Genomic DNA, 17,176 nt, shown 5'->3' with positions numbered 1-17,176 from the left:
CGAATCTTCCGTTCGCCGGTTCGCTCCCGGCGGCGACCGTCATACCGTCGGCACGGCGGCGCGATCGAGGCTGCGCAGGAACGTGTCGGCCGCCTGATAACCGACCACCCGGCCGATCTCGTTGCCGTTGCGATCGAAGAAGATGATGCCCGGCGGCCCGAACAGGTTGAAGCGTTTGAGCAGCGCCTGATCGTCCGGGTTGTTCGCGGTGACGTCCGCGCGCACCAGGTGGAGCTTCGCGAGCCGCGCCTGCACGCGCGCGTCGGTGAACGTCAGATGCTCCATCTCCTTGCAGCTCACGCACCAATCGGCGTAGAAGTCGAGCATCACGGGCTGGCCCGACGTCTTCAGCAGCGCGTCGAGTTCGCCGCTCGAGCGCACCGATGCGAACGCGGGCCCGTCCTGCGCGGCAGCTGCGCCGGCCGTCGCCGCGCCGCCGGACGCTACCGTACGCGCCGCCAGCACGGCCAGCGGCTTGACGGGATCGGTCGAGCCCGCAGCCAGGCCGACGAGCAGCGTCGCGGCCCAGATCGCGAGCGCGGCGCCCACGCCGCGGCCCAGGCGCCGCCAGATCGATGCGGCACCGGCATTCGGCGTGAACAGCCCGAGCGCCGCAGCCGCGATCAGCAGCCACAACGCCGCGAGCACCATCTTCAGCGCGCCCGCCAGCACCGGCCAGACGATCCACAACGCGGCCGCGAGCAGCACGATGCCGAAGAACACCTTGACGCCGTCCATCCACGCACCTGCGCGCGGCAGCACCGTCCCGGCCCCGACGCCGACGACCAGCAGCGGCACGCCGAGCCCGAGCCCCATCGCGAACAGCGCCGCGCCGCCGAGCAACGCATTGCCGGTGTGCGCGATGAAAGCGAGCACGGCGAACAGCGGCGCCGTCATGCACGCGCCGACGACCAGCGCCGACAACGCGCCCATCGCCGCAACCGCGACGAAGTGGCCGCCCTGGCGCGCGCTCGATGCCTCGGCCGCGCCGTTCTGCCAGCGCTCCGGCAATGCGATGTCCTTGCCCGAGATCAGCGACACCGCGAACGCGGTCAGCAGCACGCCGAACGCGCCAAGCACCCACGGGTTCTGCAACCACGCGCCGAGGCTCTGGCCGACCAGCGCGGCGGCGATCCCGAGTACCGTGTAGACCAGCGCCATGCCGACCACGTAGGTCAGCGACAGCGCGAAGCCGCGTGCATGCGTCGCACGCGTGCCCTGGCCGATGATGATCGCGGACACGATCGGTATCATCGGGTACGAACACGGCAGCAGGCTCAGCACGACACCCGCGACGAAATAGAGCGCGACGATCGTGAAGAAGCCGTGGCCTTCGAGCAGCGACTGCGCGAAATCGGCGCTCGTGACCTTGTCGAACCAGCTACCCGCGGCAGCCGTGTCACCGGACGACGAGGCGGCGCCGAGCGCTGCGCCATCGACCTTCATCACGTGTTCGGCCGGCGGATAGCAGATCCCTTCGTCCGCACACCCTTGCGACGTCACCGCGAGCTCGAACGGCCCGGCCGCCTGCTTTACCGGCACGTGAACGACGACTTCATCGCGATAGGTCTCGACGTTCTTCTGGAACGTCTGGTCGAACTTCACGTGACCGGCCGGGTATTGCGGCTCGCCGAGCGTGGCCTGACCGCTCTTCACCGCGAACGCGAACCGCTCGCGGTACATGTAATAGCCGTTGGCGATCTTGAAGCGGACGTCCACCTGTCCCGGCGATTCGCTCGCGCTGAACTTGAACGCAACCGACGGATCGAGGAAATCGTCGGCCGCGCGCGCGGCGGACAATCCGCCCAGCACGAACACGAACGACAACAGGACCGCAAGAAACCGCAGCGCGCGCACGCGCACCGAAAGCGCCATACCGTTAAACATGAAATAGACGTTGAGTTTCGCTGGTCACCCACTGGCCATACGCGGCCGATGCCGTCGTCTGCCACGAGACGATTTCGGGCGTCTCGTAAGGATGATGCGCGAGAATGAACCGCTCCAGTTCGAGTGCCCGGACCGGGCTCGTCTTGAACAGCAACTGGATCTCGTCGGCCGTTTCGACCTTGCCCTGCCAGTGATAGCGCGACTTGATCGTGCCGAGCTCGGACACGCACGCGGCCAGCCGCGCGTCGAGCGCGCCGTCCGCGAGCGCCGCGGCCGTCGCCGCATCGGGGACCGTCGTCAGCATCAGCACCACTATCATCCGCGCCCTCCTAACGAGTCTGCCGGCTTCTGTCGGCGCCGGTTACGCGTTCAGGGACCGCACCGGTTGCCCCGTATCGTAGCGCAGCCCGCGCGACGCTGCCGGCACCGGCCTGCGACAATCGATCGCAGCCGGCATCTCAAAAACAAAAAGGGCCAAGCAATTGCTCGGCCCCTTTCAGATCCTACTGCGTACCGGAAGCTTACTCGGCTTCTTGCACGTTTTCCGTTTCGTCGACTTCCGGACGATCGAGCAGTTCGACCAGTGCCATCGGTGCGTTGTCGCCCACGCGGAAGCCGAACTTCAGCACGCGCAGGTAGCCACCCGGACGGTTCGCGAAGCGCGGACCGAGCACGTCGAACAGCTTCGCCACCGAGTCACGATCGCGCAGGCGGTTGAACGCCAGGCGACGGTTTGCCAGCGACGGCTTCTTGCCGAGCGTGATCAGCGGCTCGACGACCTTACGGAGTTCCTTCGCCTTCGGCAGCGTCGTCTTGATGACTTCGTGCTCGATCAGCGAGTTGGACATGTTACGGAGCATAGCCAGACGGTGGCTGCTCGTGCGGTTCAGTTTCCGCAGACCATGACGATGGCGCATTTCAGTTTCCTTGATTCAAAGTTTTGGTCCAGCTCTTCTATCGCACCTCGGAGGGTGCACGGGCCGGTAACGAAAAAAAGCAAGATGCGGATTTTAAAGGAAAATCCGCATCTTTGCCAACTACAGCTATAGCCAGGCTACAACCGGGCTTACTTGTCGAGACCAGCCGGCGGCCAGTTCTCGAGCTTCATGCCCAGCGTGAGACCGCGCGAAGCGAGCACTTCCTTGATCTCGTTGAGCGACTTGCGACCGAGGTTCGGCGTCTTCAACAGCTCGTTTTCCGTGCGCTGGATCAGATCGCCGATGTAGTAGATGTTCTCGGCCTTCAGGCAGTTCGCCGAACGAACCGTCAGCTCGAGATCGTCCACCGGACGCAGCAGGATCGGATCGATCTGCGGTGCACGCGACGGCGCTTCGGCTGCCGTTTCCGTGCCTTCCAGCGCCGCGAACACGGACAACTGGTCGACCAGGATGCGGGCCGACTGGCGGATCGCTTCTTCCGGCGTGATCACGCCGCTCGTCTCGATGTTCATCACGAGCTTGTCGAGGTCGGTACGCTGCTCGACACGTGCGCTTTCAACCGCATAGCTCACGCGGCGAACCGGCGAGAACGATGCGTCGAGGACGATGCGGCCGATGATCTTGGCCGTGTCTTCGCCATAGCGACGGACGTTGCCGGGCACATAGCCGCGACCCTTTTCGATCTTGATCTGAACGTCGAGCTTGCCGCCCTTCGACAGGTGCGCAATCACGTGATTCGGATTGATGACTTCGCAATCGTGAGCCAGCTCGATATCGCCGGCGGTCACGACGCCTTCGCCTTCCTTGCGCAGCGTAACCGTCACTTCGTCACGGTTATGCAGCTTGAACACCACGCCCTTCAGGTTCAGCAGCAGGTTGACGACGTCTTCCTGCACGCCATCCAGCGTCGAGTACTCGTGCACCACGCCTGCGATCGTGACTTCGGTCGGCGCGTAGCCCACCATCGACGACAGCAGCACGCGGCGAAGCGCATTGCCCAAGGTGTGGCCGTAACCGCGTTCGAACGGTTCCATGACCACCCTCGCGTGGTTCTCGCCCAGCGATTCCACGGCGATGATCTTGGGTTTCAGCAAACTGGTTTGCATGGGCTTTCCTTTTCAATACCCTCGGCTCGTTACACCGATAAGGCTGACCGGTAACAACCAGAAAATAAACAGCCGAGGCCCCTCCTTGCGCAACGCAATCGGGGTACCTCGGCCGTCAATCGGATTAACGCGAATACAATTCGACGATCAGGCTTTCGTTGATGTCGCCTGCGATTTCAGCGCGTTCCGGCATTTGCTTGAACGTGCCTTCGAACTTCTTCGCATCGACTGCAACCCAGCTCGGCATGCCGCCTTGCTCGGCCAGCGACAGCGCTTCGACGATACGCGCCTGCTTCTTCGCCTTTTCGCGGATCGCGACGACGTCACCCGCCTTCACTTGCTGCGACGGGACGTTTGCGACGACGCCGTTCACGGTGATCGACTTGTGGCTCACCAGCTGACGCGCTTCAGCGCGGGTCGAGCCGAAGCCCATGCGATACACGACGTTGTCGAGGCGCGACTCGAGCAGTTGCAGCAGGTTTTCACCCGTGTTGCCCTTGCGACGATCGGCTTCAGCGAAGTAGCGACGGAACTGACGCTCCAGCACGCCGTAGATACGCTTGACCTTCTGCTTTTCGCGCAGCTGCGTACCGTAGTCGGACGTACGTGCGCCCGAGGTACGGCCGTGCTGACCCGGCTTGCTGTCGAGCTTGCACTTGTCGGCGAGCGAACGGCGTGCGCTCTTCAGGAACAGGTCGGTGCCTTCACGGCGGGACAGCTTGGCTTTGGGGCCGATATAACGTGCCACTTTGCATTCCTTTATCAATCAGTCACGCGGATCGAAATCCGCGCTAGTCCGCTCCCTTTGGGGCGAACGGTGGGCTTAGTCAATCAAAAAAGCAACGCCCGTCGACGCTGAGCGGCGACAGGCAATGCGCTAGCACGAACGTGCCAGCACATCCTTAGATACGACGACGCTTCGGCGGGCGGCAGCCGTTGTGCGGAATCGGAGTGACGTCCGAAATCGCGGTGATCTTGATGCCGAGGCCGTGCAGTGCACGCACTGCCGACTCGCGACCCGGGCCCGGGCCCTTGATCCGCACTTCCAGATTCTTCACGCCGTATTCCATCGCGACGCGGCCAGCCGACTCGGCTGCGACCTGAGCAGCGAACGGCGTCGATTTGCGCGAGCCCTTGAAGCCCTGACCGCCCGACGTCGCCCATGCCAGAGCGTTGCCTTGGCGATCGGTGATCGTGATGATCGTGTTGTTGAACGACGCGTGAACGTGAACCACGCCTTCAGCGACGTTCTTCTTAACCTTCTTGCGAACGCGTTGCGCCGCGGTGTTCGAAGCCTTAGCCATTACGTTTTCCTGTAACTGTCAGTTCCGCTTACTTCTTCAGCGCTTGCGCTGCACGACGCGGACCCTTGCGGGTACGTGCGTTCGTACGCGTACGCTGACCGCGCATCGGCAGGCCCTTGCGATGACGGACGCCGCGGTAGCAACCGAGGTCCATCAGGCGCTTGATGTTCATCGTCACTTCACGGCGCAGATCGCCTTCGACGACAAACTTGCCCACTTCTTCACGCAGCTTTTCCAGGTCTGCGTCGGTCAGATCCTTGACCTTCTTCGAAAAATCGACGCCAGCTGCCACGCAGATGCTGCGCGAACGGGTGCGGCCGACACCAAAGATAGCCGTCAGGCCGATCTCGGTGTGCTGGTGATTCGGGATGTTAACCCCTGCGATACGAGCCATTGTTTTTCCTCAAACAAAAAGCGCAAACAAACGCGCGGTCAGCCTTGGCGCTGCTTGTGGCGCGGATCCGAGCTGCAGATCACGCGAACGACGCCTTTGCGCTTGATGATCTTGCAATTGCGGCAAATGCGCTTAACCGATGCCATCACTTTCATGATAATACCCTTTTTTCAAATCACTTCGCCCGGAACACGATCCGCGCACGAGACAGATCGTAAGGCGTCAACTCAACCGTCACCTTGTCGCCGGGCAGAATGCGGATGTAGTGCATCCGCATCTTTCCGGAAATATGCCCCAACACGACATGGCCGTTTTCCAGCTTCACACGGAAGGTCGCATTCGGGAGGTTTTCAATCACCTCACCCTGCATCTGGATTACATCGTCTTTGGCCATAGTCCTTTCAACGCATCGGGATGTTGCCGCCCTTGAAGTTAGCCTTCTTGAGCAGTGACTCATACTGTTGCGACATAACGTACGACTGCACCTGCGCCATAAAGTCCATCGTGACGACGACAATGATCAGCAGCGACGTTCCACCAAAATAAAACGGCACGTTCCAGCGCAGCACCAGGAATTCCGGCAGCAGACACACGAAGACGATGTAGATCGCACCGGCCAGCGTCAGACGCGTGAGGATGCGGTCGATATATCGTGCGGTCTGATCGCCCGGACGAATGCCCGGAACAAACGCGCCGCTCTTCTTCAGGTTGTCCGCGGTCTCCCTGCTGTTGAACACCAGTGCGGTGTAGAAGAAGCAGAAAAACACGATTGCCAGCGTGTACAGCAGCACATAGACCGGCTGGCCCGGCTTCAGCGCTTCCGCAACGTTATGCAACGTATTGGAAATCCAGCTTCCCGTCGGCTGACCGGTACTGAACCAGCCGAGAATCGTTGCCGGGAACAGAATGATCGACGATGCAAAGATCGGCGGAATCACGCCCGACATGTTCAGCTTCAGCGGCAGATGCGACGACTGCCCACCGTAGATCTTGTTGCCGACCTGGCGCTTCGCGTAGTTCACGAGGATCTTGCGCTGACCGCGTTCGATGAACACGACCAGGTAAGTCACCGCGGCGATCAGGACGACGATGATGATCGCCGAAATGATGCTCATCGAACCCGTACGCACCAGTTCGAACAACCCACCCACGGCATTCGGGAACCCTGCTGCGATCCCGCCGAAGATGATGATCGAGATACCGTTGCCCAGACCACGCTCGGTAATCTGCTCGCCGAGCCACATCAGGAACATCGTGCCCGTCACCAGCGTCACGACCGTCGTCAGACGGAACAGCATGCCGGGATCGGTGACGAGGCCCGGCTGGTTTTCCAGCGCGGCCGCGATACCGAATGCCTGGAAGGTCGCGAGCACCACGGTGAAATACCGCGTGTACTGCGTGATCTTCCGTTGCCCTGCCTGCCCTTCCTTCTTCAGCGCCTCGAGCTGCGGCGAAACGATCGCCAGCAACTGCATGATGATCGACGCCGAGATGTACGGCATGATCCCCAGCGCAAAGATCGTGAAGCGGGACAGTGCGCCACCCGAGAACATGTTGAACATGCCCAGGATGCCGCCCGCCTGGCTCTGGAACAGCTTAGCCAGTTGATCCGGATCGATGCCCGGCACGGGAATGTGCGCGCCGATGCGATAGACGATCAGCGCCAGGAGCAGGAACATCGCTCGCCGGCGCAGATCGCCGAATTTCGCCGTGCTTCGACCGGGTTTTGCAAGACTCGGGCTGTTAGCCAAGTACCTTCTCCGATGAATGCAAGTGACGACGCGCTACGCGTGTCACTCGGCGAACGAACCGCCAGCCGCTTCGATCGCAGCGCGCGCACCCTTGGTGGCACCGAGACCCTTCACGACGATCTTGCGCTTCAGTTCGCCCGTCGCGATGATCTTTGCGCTCTTCGTCAGCTCGCCGACCAGGCCGGCTTGCTTCAGTGCGAGCAGATCGATCTCGTCGACCGGCAGCTTCTCGAGGTCGCTCAGGCGCACTTCACCGACGAATTCCTTCGTCAGCGACGTGAAGCCGCGCTTCGGCAGACGACGTTGCAGCGGCATCTGACCGCCTTCGAAACCGACTTTGTGGAAGCCGCCCGAACGCGATTTCTGACCCTTGTGACCACGGCCAGCCGTCTTGCCGAGGCCCGAACCGATGCCACGACCGACGCGACGCTTGGCGTGCTTTGCACCAGCGGCCGGCTTCAGGTTATTCAATTCCATATCAACTCCTTGATCCGTAGGGCCGCTTACGCGATGACCTTAACGAGGTACGAGACCTTGTTGATCATGCCGCGGACCGCCGGCGTGTCCTGCAGCTCGCTAACCGAATTGAGTCGGCGCAGGCCCAAGCCACGCACGGTCGCGCGGTGCGATTCGCGGGTCCCGATCAGGCTCTTGACGAGCTGAACCTTGACAGTTTTTTCAGACATGGTGACCACCCGGGCTTAGCCCAAAATATCTTCGACGGACTTGCCGCGCTTCGCCGCGATGTCTGCCGGGGTCGACTGCTTGCGCAGACCGTCCAGCGTGGCGCGAACGAGGTTGTACGGGTTCGTCGAACCGTGGCTCTTCGCCACGACGTTCTGAACGCCCATCACGTCGAACACTGCGCGCATCGGGCCGCCGGCGATCACGCCCGTACCTGCCTTCGCCGGAGCGAGGAGGACAGCGGATGCGCCATGCTTGCCGTGCACTTCGTGCTGCAGCGTGCCGTTCTTGAGCGGCACCTTGAACATGTTGCGGCGAGCTTGTTCCATTGCCTTCTGGACAGCGACCGGCACTTCCTTCGCCTTGCCCTTGCCCATACCGATGCGGCCATCACCATCGCCAACCACGGTCAGTGCGGCGAAGCCGAGAATACGGCCACCCTTCACGACCTTGGTCACGCGATTGACCGAAATCATCTTTTCGCGAAGGCCGTCGTCGCGCTCGTCAGCCTGAACTTTCGCTTGCATCTTTGCCATGACGAATTCCTTCCTTAGAACTTGAGCCCAGCTTCGCGAGCTGCCTCAGCCAGCGCCTTGACGCGGCCGTGGTAGCGGAAGCCCGAGCGGTCGAAGGCGACGGATTCGATGCCGGCAGCCTTTGCCTTTTCGGCAATACGCTTGCCGATCAGCGTCGCGGCATTGACGTTGCCGCCCTTGCCCGACTTGTCGGCCAGTTCTGCGCGCACTTCTGCCTCGAGCGTCGACGCGCTGGCGAGCACCTTGGTGCCGCAGGGCGAGAACACTTGAGCGTAGATGTGCGTGTTCGTGCGATGCACGGCGAGACGCGCGACCTGCAGCTCAGCGATCTTGATACGCGTCTGGCGAGCGCGGCGCAGGCGAGATTGAGTCTTATCCATGATTGCGCACCCTTACTTCTTCTTCGTTTCTTTGAGGATCACAACCTCGTCGGCATAACGCACGCCCTTGCCCTTGTAGGGCTCCGGCGGACGGTAACCGCGGACTTCCGCAGCCACTTGACCGACTTGTTGCTTGTTGATCCCCTTGATCACGATTTCGGTTTGCGTCGGGGTTTCGGCCTTGACGCCTTCCGGCATCTGGTGCACCACCGGGTGCGAGAAACCCAGCGACAGGTTCAGCTTGTCGCCTTGCGCTTGCGCACGGTAACCGACGCCAACCAGCGTCAGCTTGCGCTCGAAACCCTTGGTCACGCCGTGCACGGCATTCGCGATGATCGCGCGCATCGTGCCCGACAGTGCATTTGCTTCGCGGCTTTCGTCGACCGGCGACAGATTCAGCGTGCCGTCGTTGTTCGCCACGTTCACGAGCGGATTGATCGCTTGCGTGATGGTGCCCAGCGGGCCCTTGACGGTGATTGCACCGTCGGCCAGCTTGACTTCCGCGCCTTGCAGCGCGATCGGGCTCTTACCTACTCGAGACATGTTTCTCTCTCCTCGGCTTTAAGCGACGTAGCAGATGACTTCGCCGCCGACGCCGGTAGCGCGCGCCTTGCGGTCGGTCATCACGCCCTTCGGCGTCGACACGATTGCCACACCGAGGCCATTCATGACCTGCGGAATGTCGTTACGGCCGCGGTACACGCGCAGACCAGGCTTCGACACGCGCTCGAGGCGTTCGATGACCGGGCGACCTGCGTAGTACTTCAGCGCGATATTCAGTTCGGACTTCGCACCTTCCGCCTTCACGGCGAAATCGTCGATATAGCCTTCGTCCTTCAGGACTTGCGCGATTGCAACCTTGACCTTCGACGAGGGCATCGCGACCGATACCTTCTCGACCATCTGCGCGTTGCGGATGCGAGTCAGCATATCGGCGATAGGATCACTCATGCTCATTTACGTTTCTCCTATTACCAGCTCGCCTTGGTCAGGCCAGGAATCTCGCCACGGAATGCGATTTCACGAATCTTGTTACGCGCGAGGCCGAATTTACGGAACGTGCCACGCGGACGGCCCGTGATCGCGCAGCGGTTACGCTGGCGGGTCGGGTTTGCGTTGCGGGGCAGTTGCTGCAGCTCCAGGCGTGCTTCGTAGCGCTCTTCTTCCGACTTGCTTTGGTCTTCGACGATCGCCTTCAGCGCTTCGCGCTTTGCTGCGAACTTCGCGACCAGGCGGGCGCGCTTCTTTTCACGTTCGATCAGTGCCAGTTTAGCCACGGTAACCTCAGTTTCTGAACGGGAACTTGAAGCTGGCGAGCAGAGCCTTTGCTTCGTCGTCGGTCTTCGCAGTCGTCGTGATGCTGATGTTCAGCCCACGCAGTGCGTCGATCTTGTCGTAATCGATTTCGGGGAAAATGATCTGCTCTTTCACACCGATGTTGTAGTTGCCACGGCCATCGAAAGCACGACCCGACACACCGCGGAAGTCACGCACGCGGGGCAGGGCAACCGTCACGAAACGGTCGAGGAATTCGTACATCGCCTGGCCACGCAGCGTCACCATCGCGCCGATGGGGTAACCCTGGCGAATCTTGAAGCCTGCGATTGCCTTGCGAGCCTTCGTGACGACCGGCTTCTGGCCGGCGATCTTCGTGAGGTCGCCAACGGCGTTCTCGATGATCTTCTTGTCAGCGATCGCTTCGCCAAGACCCATGTTCAGCGTGATCTTGGTGATGCGCGGCACTTCCATGACCGACTTGTAACCGAACTTCTCGATCAGGCCGGGCACAACCTTTTCTTTGTAAAACTCTTGAAAACGAGCCATTTTTTACTCCGCTGCGTCAGGCGCTCAGTACGGCACCGGTCGTCTTCAGGAAGCGAACCTTCTTGCCTTCCTCGACCTTGATGCCAACACGCGACGCCTTGCCATTCGCGTCGACCAGTGCGACGTTCGAAATATGCAGGGGCATCGTCTTCGCTTCCACGCCGCCCGTCGTACCCTTCATCGGGTTCGGCTTCACATGCTTCTTGACGAGGTTGATACCTTCAACCGTCACATGTTCAGCACCGACAGCCAGCACGACGCCGCGCTTGCCCTTGTCCTTGCCAGTGACGACGATGACTTCGTCACCTTTGCGAATCTTGTTCATCGCGACTCCTTACAGCACTTCCGGCGCCAGCGAAACGATCTTCATGAATCGTTCGCTACGCAGCTCACGCGTCACCGGCCCGAAGATACGGGTGCCGATCGGCTCGAGCTTGTTATTCAAAAGCACAGCGGCGTTGCCGTCGAACTTGATCAGCGAGCCGTCTTGACGGCGCACGCCCTTGGCGGTGCGAACCACCACGGCGTTGTAAATTTCGCCTTTCTTCACGCGCCCGCGCGGCGTTGCCTCTTTGACGCTCACCTTGATGATGTCGCCAATGCCGGCATAACGACGCTTCGAGCCGCCGAGCACCTTGATGCACAGGACTTCACGTGCACCCGTGTTGTCGGCTACTTCGAGCCGAGATTCGGTCTGGATCATGGTTTGTCTTTCCCAACTTAATCCGGATGCACCACCATGATGCATTCGGTCAGTCTTGGTCCCGTCAGCCAATCGGCTGCTTGGGTTGGAACAGCAGCGACGGCAAACGAAACCCGCCATCGCAATTCGGTGAATCTTTCGGACAGGCTGGCGCCAGTCCGCTTCCCCCACCAACTTCGCCCGCGACGGGGCTCCCATAAAGAGGGAAGACCAGGATTATAACAAATAATCCTGGTCCCGCAAGCAAAAACTTTGCGATTTCAAGCACTTCGTGGAGAAGTGCCTGTTACTGCCTACTGCACTGCCCGCTTAGATGACGCGAGCGGCTTCGACGAGGCGCGACACCGTCCAGGCCTTCGTCTTCGAAACAGGACGCGTTTCCTGGATTTCGACGAGATCGCCTTCGTTGTAGGTGTTCGCTTCATCGTGCGCGTGGTACTTCTTCGAACGCACGACATACTTGCCGTAGATCGGGTGCTTGACGCGGTGCTCGATCAGCACGGTGACGGTCTTGTCCATCTTGTTGCTGACGACCCGACCGACCAGCGTCCGCTTCAGCGAGGTTTTCACGCTATCGTTCATTTCTGGTTCGCCTTCTGAGTCATGACGGTCCGCACACGTGCGATGTCGCGACGAACCTTCTTCAGCTGGCTCGTGTTCGTGAGCTGCTGGGTCGCGAGTTGCATGCGCAGGCCGAATTGCGCCTTCAGCAGGTCCGCCAGCTCCTTGTTGAGCGCGGCCTGGTCTTTCTGGAGAAGTTCGGAAGCCTTCATGTTTTCTCCTTAGGCGCCGAGCTGGCGCACGATGAATGCCGTCTTGAGCGGCAGCTTGGCTGCGGCCAGACGGAACGCTTCGCGTGCCAGTTCTTCGGTTACGCCGTCCATTTCATAGAGCATCTTGCCCGGCTGAATCTCGGCGACGTAGTACTCCGGGTTACCCTTACCGTTACCCATACGCACTTCGGCCGGCTTCTGCGAAATCGGCTTGTCCGGGAAGATCCGGATCCAGATGCGGCCGCCACGCTTGATGTGACGCGTCATTGCACGACGCGCCGCTTCAATCTGACGTGCGGTCAAACGACCGCGACCGATCGCCTTCAGGCCGAATTCACCGAATGACACTGCGTTGCCGCGCGTCGCCTTGCCGGTGTTACGACCCTTCTGCTCTTTACGATACTTTCTGCGTTTCGGTTGCAGCATCGTTATTCTCCAGTCTTGCCGTCTTCGGGCTTGCCGGCGCCGCGGCGCGGTGCGCCACGACGAGCACCCGGAGCGCCGCCTTCGCCATCACGGCGCGGACGACGGTCGCCCGGACGCGCATTGCGACGCGGACGCTTGTCTTCGGCTACTTCTTCCACCACCGGTGCGTCGTTGCGGCCGAGCGTATCGCCCTTGTAGACCCACACCTTGACGCCGATGATCCCGTAAGTCGTCTTCGCTTCCGAAGTCGCGTAGTCGATATCAGCACGCAGCGTGTGAAGCGGCACGCGACCTTCGCGATACCACTCCGTACGAGCGATTTCGATACCGTTCAGACGGCCTGCGCTCATGATCTTGATGCCTTGGGCACCCAGACGCATCGCGTTCTGCATCGCACGCTTCATCGCGCGACGGAACATGATCCGGCGCTCGAGCTGTTGCGTGATCGAGTCAGCGATCAGCTGAGCATCGGTTTCCGGCTTGCGGATTTCTTCGATGTTGACGTGAACCGGCACGCCCATGCGGCGTTGCAGTTCCGTCTTCAGCTGTTCGATATCCTCGCCCTTCTTGCCGATGACCACGCCCGGACGCGAGCTGTAAATCGTGATGCGCGCGTTCTTCGCCGGACGCTCGATGACGACCCGACCGACCGAAGCGTTCTTCAGCTTCTTCTTCAGGTATTCACGAACACCGATGTCTTCCTGCAGCATCGCCGCGAAATTGTTGTTGTTCGCGTACCAACGCGAAGCCCAATTGCGGCTGACAGCCAGGCGGAAGCCAGTCGGATGAATTTTCTGTCCCATCGTATGGCTCCTTAATTCCCGACCGTCACAGTGATGTGACAGGATTGCTTCTCGATGCGGTTACCGCGGCCCTTGGCGCGCGCGGTGAAACGCTTGAGCGATGCAGCCTTGTCGACGTAGATGCTCTTGATCTTGAGCTCGTCGATATCAGCGCCTTCGTTGTGCTCCGCATTCGCGATTGCCGACAGCACAACCTTCTTCACGATGCCAGCCGCCTTCTTCGGCGAGAACGTCAGAACGTTCAGCGCCTTGTCGACCGGCAAACCGCGGATCTGGTCAGCCACAAGGCGCGTTTTCTGCGCCGAGATGCGGGCACCGCGATGAATTGCTTTCACTTCCATCTTGATTGCCCCTTATTTCTTGGCCTTCTTGTCGGCTGCGTGACCCTTGAACGTACGGGTCAGTGCGAACTCGCCAAGCTTGTGGCCGACCATGTTTTCCGAGATGTACACCGGAACGTGTTGACGGCCGTTGTGAACAGCGATCGTCAGGCCGATGAAATCCGGCAGAATCGTCGAGCGACGCGACCAGGTCTTGATCGGCTTTTTGTCGCGCGAAGCTGCAGCCGCCTCAACTTTCTTCAGCAAATGGGCGTCGCAGAACGGACCTTTTTTAACAGAACGTGCCATTGCCTACTCCTTAACGCTTGTGACGGCGCTGGACGATCATCGTCGTCGTGCGCTTGTTGCTGCGGGTGCGGTAACCCTTAGCCGGCGTACCCCACGGGCTCACCGGGTCGCGACCTGCAGCCGTCTTGCCCTCACCACCACCGTGCGGGTGATCAACCGGGTTCATCGCAACGCCACGCACCGTCGGGCGGATACCGCGCCAGCGGTTCGCGCCAGCCTTGCCGATCTGGCGCAGGCTATGCTCTTCGTTGCCGACTTCACCGATCGTTGCACGGCACTCGATGTGCACGCGGCGGATTTCGCCCGAACGCAGACGAACCTGCGCGTAGACGCCTTCGCGCGCCAGCAGCATGGCCGACGTGCCAGCCGAACGCGCCATTTGCGCGCCCTTGCCCGGCAGCATCTCGATGCAGTGGATCGTCGTACCGACCGGAATGTTGCGGATCGGCAGCGTGTTGCCTGCACGGATCGGCGCTTCCGAACCCGACATCAGCTGTTGGCCGACGGTCAGGCCCTTCGGGGCGATGATGTAGCGACGTTCGCCGTCTGCGTAGAGCACCAGCGCGATGTTCGCGCTGCGGTTCGGGTCGTACTCGAGACGCTCGACCTTTGCCGGGATGCCGTCCTTCGTGCGACGGAAATCGACGATACGATAGTGTTGCTTGTGACCACCACCCTTGTGACGCGTGGTGATACGACCGTTGTTGTTACGGCCGGCGGTCGAGCTCTGCGAGTCGAGCAGTGCCGCGAACGGCTTGCCCTGGTGCAGGCTCTTGTTGACCACCTTGACCATCGCGCGGCGACCCGGCGATGTCGGCTTAACTTTAACGATTGCCATGATTACTTGGCCTCCGCTTCAAAGTTGATTTCCTGGCCGGGCTTCAGGCAAACGTACGCCTTCTTCACGTCCTTGCGGCGGCCCATCGAACGGCCGAAGCGCTTTTGCTTGCCCTTCTGAACCAGCACGTTGACCGAATCAACTTCAACCTTGAACAGCAGCTCGACAGCCGCCTTCACTTCCTGCTTCGTGGCATCCGGTGCGACTTCGAACACGACTTGCTCGTTCTTGTCGGCAACCAGCGTCGCCTTTTCCGAGATCACCGGTGCGAGCAGGACCTGCATCAAACGATGATCGTTCTTGCGAATCTCGCTCATGACAGCAACTCCTCGATCTGGGCGACCGCAGCCTTCGTGACCAGCACTTTCTTGAAGTAGATCAGCGACAGCGGGTCAGCGTAGCGCGGCTCGACAATCGCCACGTGCGGCAGGTTGCGCGAAGCCAGGTACAGGTTCTCGTCGACCGTGTCGGTGATGATCAGCACGGAGTCGAGACCCATGGTCTTGAATTTGTCGGCCAGCAGCTTGGTCTTCGGCGCTTCGAGGATGATGTCCTCGACGACCGACAGACGGCCTTCACGGGCCAGCTGCGAGAAGATCGAGCAGAGACCTGCGCGATGCATCTTCTTGTTGACCTTGTGCGAGAAGTTTTCTTCCGGCGAATTCGGGAAGATACGACCACCGCCACGCCACAGCGGGCTCGACGACATACCGGCACGAGCGCGGCCCGTACCCTTCTGGCGCCACGGCTTCTTGGTCGTGTGCTTGACTTGCTCACGGTCCTTCTGTGCGCGGTTACCCTGGCGAGCATTCGCCTGGTAAGCGACGACGACCTGGTGGATCAGCGCTTCGTTGTAGTCACGACCGAACACGACGTCCGATGCGTTGACCACTGCACCTTCCTGACCATTTTCGTTCAGGAGCTTGAGTTCCATTATTTCGCCCCCTTGGTCTTGACGGCCGGCGTCACGAAGACCTTGCCGCCCTTCGCGCCCGGAATCGCACCCTTCACGAGCAGCAGCTTGCGCTCTGCGTCGATACGAGCGATTTCGAGGTTCTGCACCGTCACCGTCACGTCACCCATGTGACCCGTCATGCGTTTACCCGGGAAAACACGACCCGGATCCTGCGCCATACCGATCGAGCCCGGCACGTTGTGCGAGCGCGAGTTACCGTGCGTGGCACGGCCGGAGGAGAAGTTGTAACGCTTGATCGTACCGGCGTAGCCCTTACCGATCGACACGCCTTGCACGTCGACCTTCTGGCCCACTTCGAAAAGATCTGCACCGACCACGGCGCCATTCGACAGCTCGGCTGCCTTGGCCGCGTCAATGCGGAATTCCTTGAGGATTTCACCGGCTTCGACACCGGCTTTGGCGAGATGACCTGCCAGCGGCTTCGTCACGCGCGATGCGCGGCGGGAGCCGAATGCAACCTGCACGGCCGTGTAGCCGTCGGTTTCAACAGTCTTGATCTGCGTCACGCGGTTGTCCGACACGTCCAGCACGGTGACGGGAATCGAATCCCCTTCAGCCGTGAAGATACGGGTCATGCCAACCTTGCGACCTACGAGTCCAAGGCTCATCATTTTCTCCATTCCCGACTGCGATTGGTCGGGGCTGATTTACAAAATGCCGGGCACGCAAGGCCCAACTTTTTTACGCGAATACGCGAAAAGCCAAGCAGTATAGCCCGACCTTCCGATTTCCGCAAGCAATACAAAGACTTAGCACCGCCCGGCGGACCGACCGGCGCCGGAAGCCTTACTGCAGCTTGATTTCCACGTCGACGCCAGCCGGCAGGTCGAGCTTCATCAGCGCGTCAACGGTCTTGTCCGTCGGGTCGACGATGTCCATCAGGCGCTGGTGGGTACGGATTTCGAGCTGATCGCGCGACGTCTTGTTGACGTGCGGCGAACGCAGGATGTCAAAACGCTGAATGCGCGTCGGCAGCGGCACCGGGCCACGGACGATTGCGCCAGTCCGCTTCGCGGTATCGACGATTTCGGCAGCCGATTGATCGATCAGACGATAGTCGAATGCCTTCAGGCGAATGCGGATTTTCTGTTGCTGCATGACAATTCCTTGAAAAGAGCGAGGCGATGTTGCATCGCCGGACACTAAAAGAACGTGAAACATGACGCCAGCGGGGAGCGAAGCATCAGGTTCCGGACAGTACTTCCACTGCTAAGCCCGCGATTC

Annotated in this window: 31 protein-coding genes; all 31 read right to left on the bottom strand. The window is 60.8% G+C overall.

The window, feature by feature from the left end; genetic code table 11:
• Window positions 1–39: 39 nt before the first annotated feature.
• On the bottom strand, window positions 40–1,887 hold the full coding sequence (gene dsbD, locus SY91_RS04000) for a protein-disulfide reductase DsbD (protein ID WP_124478382.1): 1,848 nt from the start codon (window positions 1,885–1,887) through the stop codon (window positions 40–42).
• Window positions 1,880–2,206: a divalent-cation tolerance protein CutA gene (gene cutA, locus SY91_RS03995; protein ID WP_027805216.1), complete on the bottom strand. Its 327-nt coding sequence runs from the start codon at window positions 2,204–2,206 to the stop codon at window positions 1,880–1,882. Before cutA ends, dsbD begins: the two co-directional genes overlap by 8 nt.
• Window positions 2,207–2,408: 202 nt before the next feature.
• A complete protein-coding gene (rplQ, locus tag SY91_RS03990) occupies window positions 2,409–2,804 on the bottom strand; it encodes a 50S ribosomal protein L17 (RefSeq protein WP_006477175.1) in 396 nt (131 codons plus the stop codon).
• A gap of 149 nt (window positions 2,805–2,953) precedes the next feature.
• Window positions 2,954–3,931: a DNA-directed RNA polymerase subunit alpha gene (locus SY91_RS03985; protein ID WP_006477176.1), complete on the bottom strand. Its 978-nt coding sequence runs from the start codon at window positions 3,929–3,931 to the stop codon at window positions 2,954–2,956.
• A 124-nt stretch (window positions 3,932–4,055) separates the two neighbouring features.
• Entirely contained in the window at window positions 4,056–4,679 is a 624-nt protein-coding gene (rpsD, locus tag SY91_RS03980) for a 30S ribosomal protein S4 (protein ID WP_006477177.1), read from the bottom strand.
• Between the two features lie 154 nt (window positions 4,680–4,833).
• Window positions 4,834–5,235 carry a 30S ribosomal protein S11 gene (gene rpsK, locus SY91_RS03975; protein ID WP_004197937.1) on the bottom strand — a complete coding sequence of 134 codons (402 nt, stop codon included), beginning with the start codon at window positions 5,233–5,235 and terminating at the stop codon, window positions 4,834–4,836.
• Window positions 5,236–5,263: 28 nt separating this feature from the next.
• Window positions 5,264–5,629 carry a 30S ribosomal protein S13 gene (gene rpsM / locus SY91_RS03970; RefSeq protein ID WP_006477178.1) on the bottom strand — a complete coding sequence of 122 codons (366 nt, stop codon included), beginning with the start codon at window positions 5,627–5,629 and terminating at the stop codon, window positions 5,264–5,266.
• Between the two features lie 38 nt (window positions 5,630–5,667).
• Entirely contained in the window at window positions 5,668–5,784 is a 117-nt protein-coding gene (gene rpmJ, locus SY91_RS03965) for a 50S ribosomal protein L36 (RefSeq protein WP_004199844.1), read from the bottom strand.
• Window positions 5,785–5,804: 20 nt separating this feature from the next.
• Window positions 5,805–6,023, bottom strand: coding sequence for a translation initiation factor IF-1 (gene infA / locus SY91_RS03960; protein WP_004521905.1), 219 nt, complete (start codon window positions 6,021–6,023; stop codon window positions 5,805–5,807).
• Between the two features lie 7 nt (window positions 6,024–6,030).
• Window positions 6,031–7,380 (bottom strand): preprotein translocase subunit SecY, encoded by a 1,350-nt coding sequence (gene secY / locus SY91_RS03955; protein WP_006482915.1) that lies wholly within the window; start codon window positions 7,378–7,380, stop codon window positions 6,031–6,033.
• Window positions 7,381–7,422: 42 nt separating this feature from the next.
• On the bottom strand, window positions 7,423–7,857 hold the full coding sequence (gene rplO, locus SY91_RS03950) for a 50S ribosomal protein L15 (RefSeq protein ID WP_006477180.1): 435 nt from the start codon (window positions 7,855–7,857) through the stop codon (window positions 7,423–7,425).
• Between the two features lie 26 nt (window positions 7,858–7,883).
• Window positions 7,884–8,066, bottom strand: coding sequence for a 50S ribosomal protein L30 (gene rpmD / locus SY91_RS03945; RefSeq protein WP_006400644.1), 183 nt, complete (start codon window positions 8,064–8,066; stop codon window positions 7,884–7,886).
• A gap of 15 nt (window positions 8,067–8,081) precedes the next feature.
• Window positions 8,082–8,600 carry a 30S ribosomal protein S5 gene (gene rpsE, locus SY91_RS03940; protein WP_006752931.1) on the bottom strand — a complete coding sequence of 173 codons (519 nt, stop codon included), beginning with the start codon at window positions 8,598–8,600 and terminating at the stop codon, window positions 8,082–8,084.
• A 14-nt stretch (window positions 8,601–8,614) separates the two neighbouring features.
• Complete coding sequence (gene rplR / locus SY91_RS03935) at window positions 8,615–8,980, bottom strand: 50S ribosomal protein L18 (RefSeq protein ID WP_006477183.1); 366 nt, start codon at window positions 8,978–8,980, stop codon at window positions 8,615–8,617.
• Window positions 8,981–8,992: 12 nt separating this feature from the next.
• Window positions 8,993–9,523, bottom strand: coding sequence for a 50S ribosomal protein L6 (rplF, locus tag SY91_RS03930; protein WP_006477184.1), 531 nt, complete (start codon window positions 9,521–9,523; stop codon window positions 8,993–8,995).
• Window positions 9,524–9,541: 18 nt separating this feature from the next.
• Window positions 9,542–9,937 (bottom strand): 30S ribosomal protein S8, encoded by a 396-nt coding sequence (gene rpsH / locus SY91_RS03925; protein WP_006477185.1) that lies wholly within the window; start codon window positions 9,935–9,937, stop codon window positions 9,542–9,544.
• Window positions 9,938–9,951: 14 nt separating this feature from the next.
• The gene (gene rpsN / locus SY91_RS03920) at window positions 9,952–10,257 is read right to left on the bottom strand and encodes a 30S ribosomal protein S14 (protein ID WP_006482884.1); all 306 of its coding nucleotides are present in this window, start codon (window positions 10,255–10,257) and stop codon (window positions 9,952–9,954) included.
• A 7-nt stretch (window positions 10,258–10,264) separates the two neighbouring features.
• On the bottom strand, window positions 10,265–10,804 hold the full coding sequence (rplE, locus tag SY91_RS03915) for a 50S ribosomal protein L5 (protein WP_006477186.1): 540 nt from the start codon (window positions 10,802–10,804) through the stop codon (window positions 10,265–10,267).
• Window positions 10,805–10,820: 16 nt separating this feature from the next.
• Window positions 10,821–11,129 carry a 50S ribosomal protein L24 gene (gene rplX, locus SY91_RS03910; RefSeq protein ID WP_006477187.1) on the bottom strand — a complete coding sequence of 103 codons (309 nt, stop codon included), beginning with the start codon at window positions 11,127–11,129 and terminating at the stop codon, window positions 10,821–10,823.
• 9 nt (window positions 11,130–11,138) lie between these two features.
• Window positions 11,139–11,507 (bottom strand): 50S ribosomal protein L14, encoded by a 369-nt coding sequence (gene rplN, locus SY91_RS03905; RefSeq protein ID WP_006482918.1) that lies wholly within the window; start codon window positions 11,505–11,507, stop codon window positions 11,139–11,141.
• A 309-nt stretch (window positions 11,508–11,816) separates the two neighbouring features.
• The gene (rpsQ, locus tag SY91_RS03900; protein ID WP_006477189.1) at window positions 11,817–12,089 is read right to left on the bottom strand and encodes a 30S ribosomal protein S17; all 273 of its coding nucleotides are present in this window, start codon (window positions 12,087–12,089) and stop codon (window positions 11,817–11,819) included.
• Window positions 12,086–12,280, bottom strand: coding sequence for a 50S ribosomal protein L29 (gene rpmC, locus SY91_RS03895; RefSeq protein ID WP_006400652.1), 195 nt, complete (start codon window positions 12,278–12,280; stop codon window positions 12,086–12,088). The genes rpsQ and rpmC overlap by 4 nt, the downstream gene beginning before the upstream one ends.
• A gap of 9 nt (window positions 12,281–12,289) precedes the next feature.
• Complete coding sequence (gene rplP / locus SY91_RS03890) at window positions 12,290–12,706, bottom strand: 50S ribosomal protein L16 (protein WP_006482873.1); 417 nt, start codon at window positions 12,704–12,706, stop codon at window positions 12,290–12,292.
• Between the two features lie 2 nt (window positions 12,707–12,708).
• Complete coding sequence (rpsC, locus tag SY91_RS03885) at window positions 12,709–13,509, bottom strand: 30S ribosomal protein S3 (RefSeq protein ID WP_006482899.1); 801 nt, start codon at window positions 13,507–13,509, stop codon at window positions 12,709–12,711.
• Between the two features lie 11 nt (window positions 13,510–13,520).
• Window positions 13,521–13,850 carry a 50S ribosomal protein L22 gene (gene rplV / locus SY91_RS03880; RefSeq protein ID WP_004199272.1) on the bottom strand — a complete coding sequence of 110 codons (330 nt, stop codon included), beginning with the start codon at window positions 13,848–13,850 and terminating at the stop codon, window positions 13,521–13,523.
• A gap of 12 nt (window positions 13,851–13,862) precedes the next feature.
• A complete protein-coding gene (gene rpsS, locus SY91_RS03875; RefSeq protein ID WP_004199273.1) occupies window positions 13,863–14,138 on the bottom strand; it encodes a 30S ribosomal protein S19 in 276 nt (91 codons plus the stop codon).
• A gap of 10 nt (window positions 14,139–14,148) precedes the next feature.
• A complete protein-coding gene (gene rplB / locus SY91_RS03870; protein WP_124478385.1) occupies window positions 14,149–14,976 on the bottom strand; it encodes a 50S ribosomal protein L2 in 828 nt (275 codons plus the stop codon).
• Between the two features lie 2 nt (window positions 14,977–14,978).
• Window positions 14,979–15,293, bottom strand: a complete 315-nt coding sequence (rplW, locus tag SY91_RS03865) for a 50S ribosomal protein L23 (protein ID WP_004199275.1) — start codon at window positions 15,291–15,293, stop codon at window positions 14,979–14,981.
• The gene (rplD, locus tag SY91_RS03860; protein ID WP_006477192.1) at window positions 15,290–15,910 is read right to left on the bottom strand and encodes a 50S ribosomal protein L4; all 621 of its coding nucleotides are present in this window, start codon (window positions 15,908–15,910) and stop codon (window positions 15,290–15,292) included. Before rplD ends, rplW begins: the two co-directional genes overlap by 4 nt.
• Window positions 15,910–16,560 carry a 50S ribosomal protein L3 gene (rplC, locus tag SY91_RS03855; protein WP_006482922.1) on the bottom strand — a complete coding sequence of 217 codons (651 nt, stop codon included), beginning with the start codon at window positions 16,558–16,560 and terminating at the stop codon, window positions 15,910–15,912. Before rplC ends, rplD begins: the two co-directional genes overlap by 1 nt.
• A 178-nt stretch (window positions 16,561–16,738) precedes the next feature.
• The gene (gene rpsJ, locus SY91_RS03850) at window positions 16,739–17,050 is read right to left on the bottom strand and encodes a 30S ribosomal protein S10 (RefSeq protein ID WP_004199280.1); all 312 of its coding nucleotides are present in this window, start codon (window positions 17,048–17,050) and stop codon (window positions 16,739–16,741) included.
• Between the last annotated feature and the right edge of the window lie 126 nt (window positions 17,051–17,176).

Source organism: Burkholderia cenocepacia (assembly GCF_014211915.1).
Lineage (GTDB): Bacteria > Pseudomonadota > Gammaproteobacteria > Burkholderiales > Burkholderiaceae > Burkholderia > Burkholderia orbicola.
This window is presented reverse-complemented; position numbering and strand designations above follow the sequence as displayed.

What these genes read in the sequence shown, in the direction of transcription:
- rpsC (WP_006482899.1), bottom strand. Translation starts at nt 13,509, where the DNA reads ATGGGACAGAAAATTCATCCGACTGGCTTCCGCCTGGCTGTCAGCCGC.
- rplW (WP_004199275.1), bottom strand. Translation starts at nt 15,293, where the DNA reads ATGAGCGAGATTCGCAAGAACGATCATCGTTTGATGCAGGTCCTGCTC.
- rplO (WP_006477180.1), bottom strand. Translation starts at nt 7,857, where the DNA reads ATGGAATTGAATAACCTGAAGCCGGCCGCTGGTGCAAAGCACGCCAAG.
- rpsM (WP_006477178.1), bottom strand. Translation starts at nt 5,629, where the DNA reads ATGGCTCGTATCGCAGGGGTTAACATCCCGAATCACCAGCACACCGAG.
- rpsS (WP_004199273.1), bottom strand. Translation starts at nt 14,138, where the DNA reads ATGGCACGTTCTGTTAAAAAAGGTCCGTTCTGCGACGCCCATTTGCTG.
- rplV (WP_004199272.1), bottom strand. Translation starts at nt 13,850, where the DNA reads ATGGAAGTGAAAGCAATTCATCGCGGTGCCCGCATCTCGGCGCAGAAA.
- rplB (WP_124478385.1), bottom strand. Translation starts at nt 14,976, where the DNA reads ATGGCAATCGTTAAAGTTAAGCCGACATCGCCGGGTCGCCGCGCGATG.
- rplX (WP_006477187.1), bottom strand. Translation starts at nt 11,129, where the DNA reads ATGAACAAGATTCGCAAAGGTGACGAAGTCATCGTCGTCACTGGCAAG.
- rplR (WP_006477183.1), bottom strand. Translation starts at nt 8,980, where the DNA reads ATGGATAAGACTCAATCTCGCCTGCGCCGCGCTCGCCAGACGCGTATC.
- rpsH (WP_006477185.1), bottom strand. Translation starts at nt 9,937, where the DNA reads ATGAGCATGAGTGATCCTATCGCCGATATGCTGACTCGCATCCGCAAC.
- rpsJ (WP_004199280.1), bottom strand. Translation starts at nt 17,050, where the DNA reads ATGCAGCAACAGAAAATCCGCATTCGCCTGAAGGCATTCGACTATCGT.
- cutA (WP_027805216.1), bottom strand. Translation starts at nt 2,206, where the DNA reads ATGATAGTGGTGCTGATGCTGACGACGGTCCCCGATGCGGCGACGGCC.
- rplP (WP_006482873.1), bottom strand. Translation starts at nt 12,706, where the DNA reads ATGCTGCAACCGAAACGCAGAAAGTATCGTAAAGAGCAGAAGGGTCGT.
- rpmC (WP_006400652.1), bottom strand. Translation starts at nt 12,280, where the DNA reads ATGAAGGCTTCCGAACTTCTCCAGAAAGACCAGGCCGCGCTCAACAAG.
- rpsE (WP_006752931.1), bottom strand. Translation starts at nt 8,600, where the DNA reads ATGGCAAAGATGCAAGCGAAAGTTCAGGCTGACGAGCGCGACGACGGC.
- SY91_RS03985 (WP_006477176.1), bottom strand. Translation starts at nt 3,931, where the DNA reads ATGCAAACCAGTTTGCTGAAACCCAAGATCATCGCCGTGGAATCGCTG.
- rplQ (WP_006477175.1), bottom strand. Translation starts at nt 2,804, where the DNA reads ATGCGCCATCGTCATGGTCTGCGGAAACTGAACCGCACGAGCAGCCAC.
- rpmD (WP_006400644.1), bottom strand. Translation starts at nt 8,066, where the DNA reads ATGTCTGAAAAAACTGTCAAGGTTCAGCTCGTCAAGAGCCTGATCGGG.
- rplF (WP_006477184.1), bottom strand. Translation starts at nt 9,523, where the DNA reads ATGTCTCGAGTAGGTAAGAGCCCGATCGCGCTGCAAGGCGCGGAAGTC.
- infA (WP_004521905.1), bottom strand. Translation starts at nt 6,023, where the DNA reads ATGGCCAAAGACGATGTAATCCAGATGCAGGGTGAGGTGATTGAAAAC.
- rplN (WP_006482918.1), bottom strand. Translation starts at nt 11,507, where the DNA reads ATGATCCAGACCGAATCTCGGCTCGAAGTAGCCGACAACACGGGTGCA.
- rplE (WP_006477186.1), bottom strand. Translation starts at nt 10,804, where the DNA reads ATGGCTCGTTTTCAAGAGTTTTACAAAGAAAAGGTTGTGCCCGGCCTG.
- dsbD (WP_124478382.1), bottom strand. Translation starts at nt 1,887, where the DNA reads ATGTTTAACGGTATGGCGCTTTCGGTGCGCGTGCGCGCGCTGCGGTTT.
- rplD (WP_006477192.1), bottom strand. Translation starts at nt 15,910, where the DNA reads ATGGAACTCAAGCTCCTGAACGAAAATGGTCAGGAAGGTGCAGTGGTC.
- rpsQ (WP_006477189.1), bottom strand. Translation starts at nt 12,089, where the DNA reads ATGAACGATAGCGTGAAAACCTCGCTGAAGCGGACGCTGGTCGGTCGG.
- rpmJ (WP_004199844.1), bottom strand. Translation starts at nt 5,784, where the DNA reads ATGAAAGTGATGGCATCGGTTAAGCGCATTTGCCGCAATTGCAAGATC.
- rplC (WP_006482922.1), bottom strand. Translation starts at nt 16,560, where the DNA reads ATGAGCCTTGGACTCGTAGGTCGCAAGGTTGGCATGACCCGTATCTTC.
- rpsK (WP_004197937.1), bottom strand. Translation starts at nt 5,235, where the DNA reads ATGGCTAAGGCTTCGAACACCGCGGCGCAACGCGTTCGCAAGAAGGTT.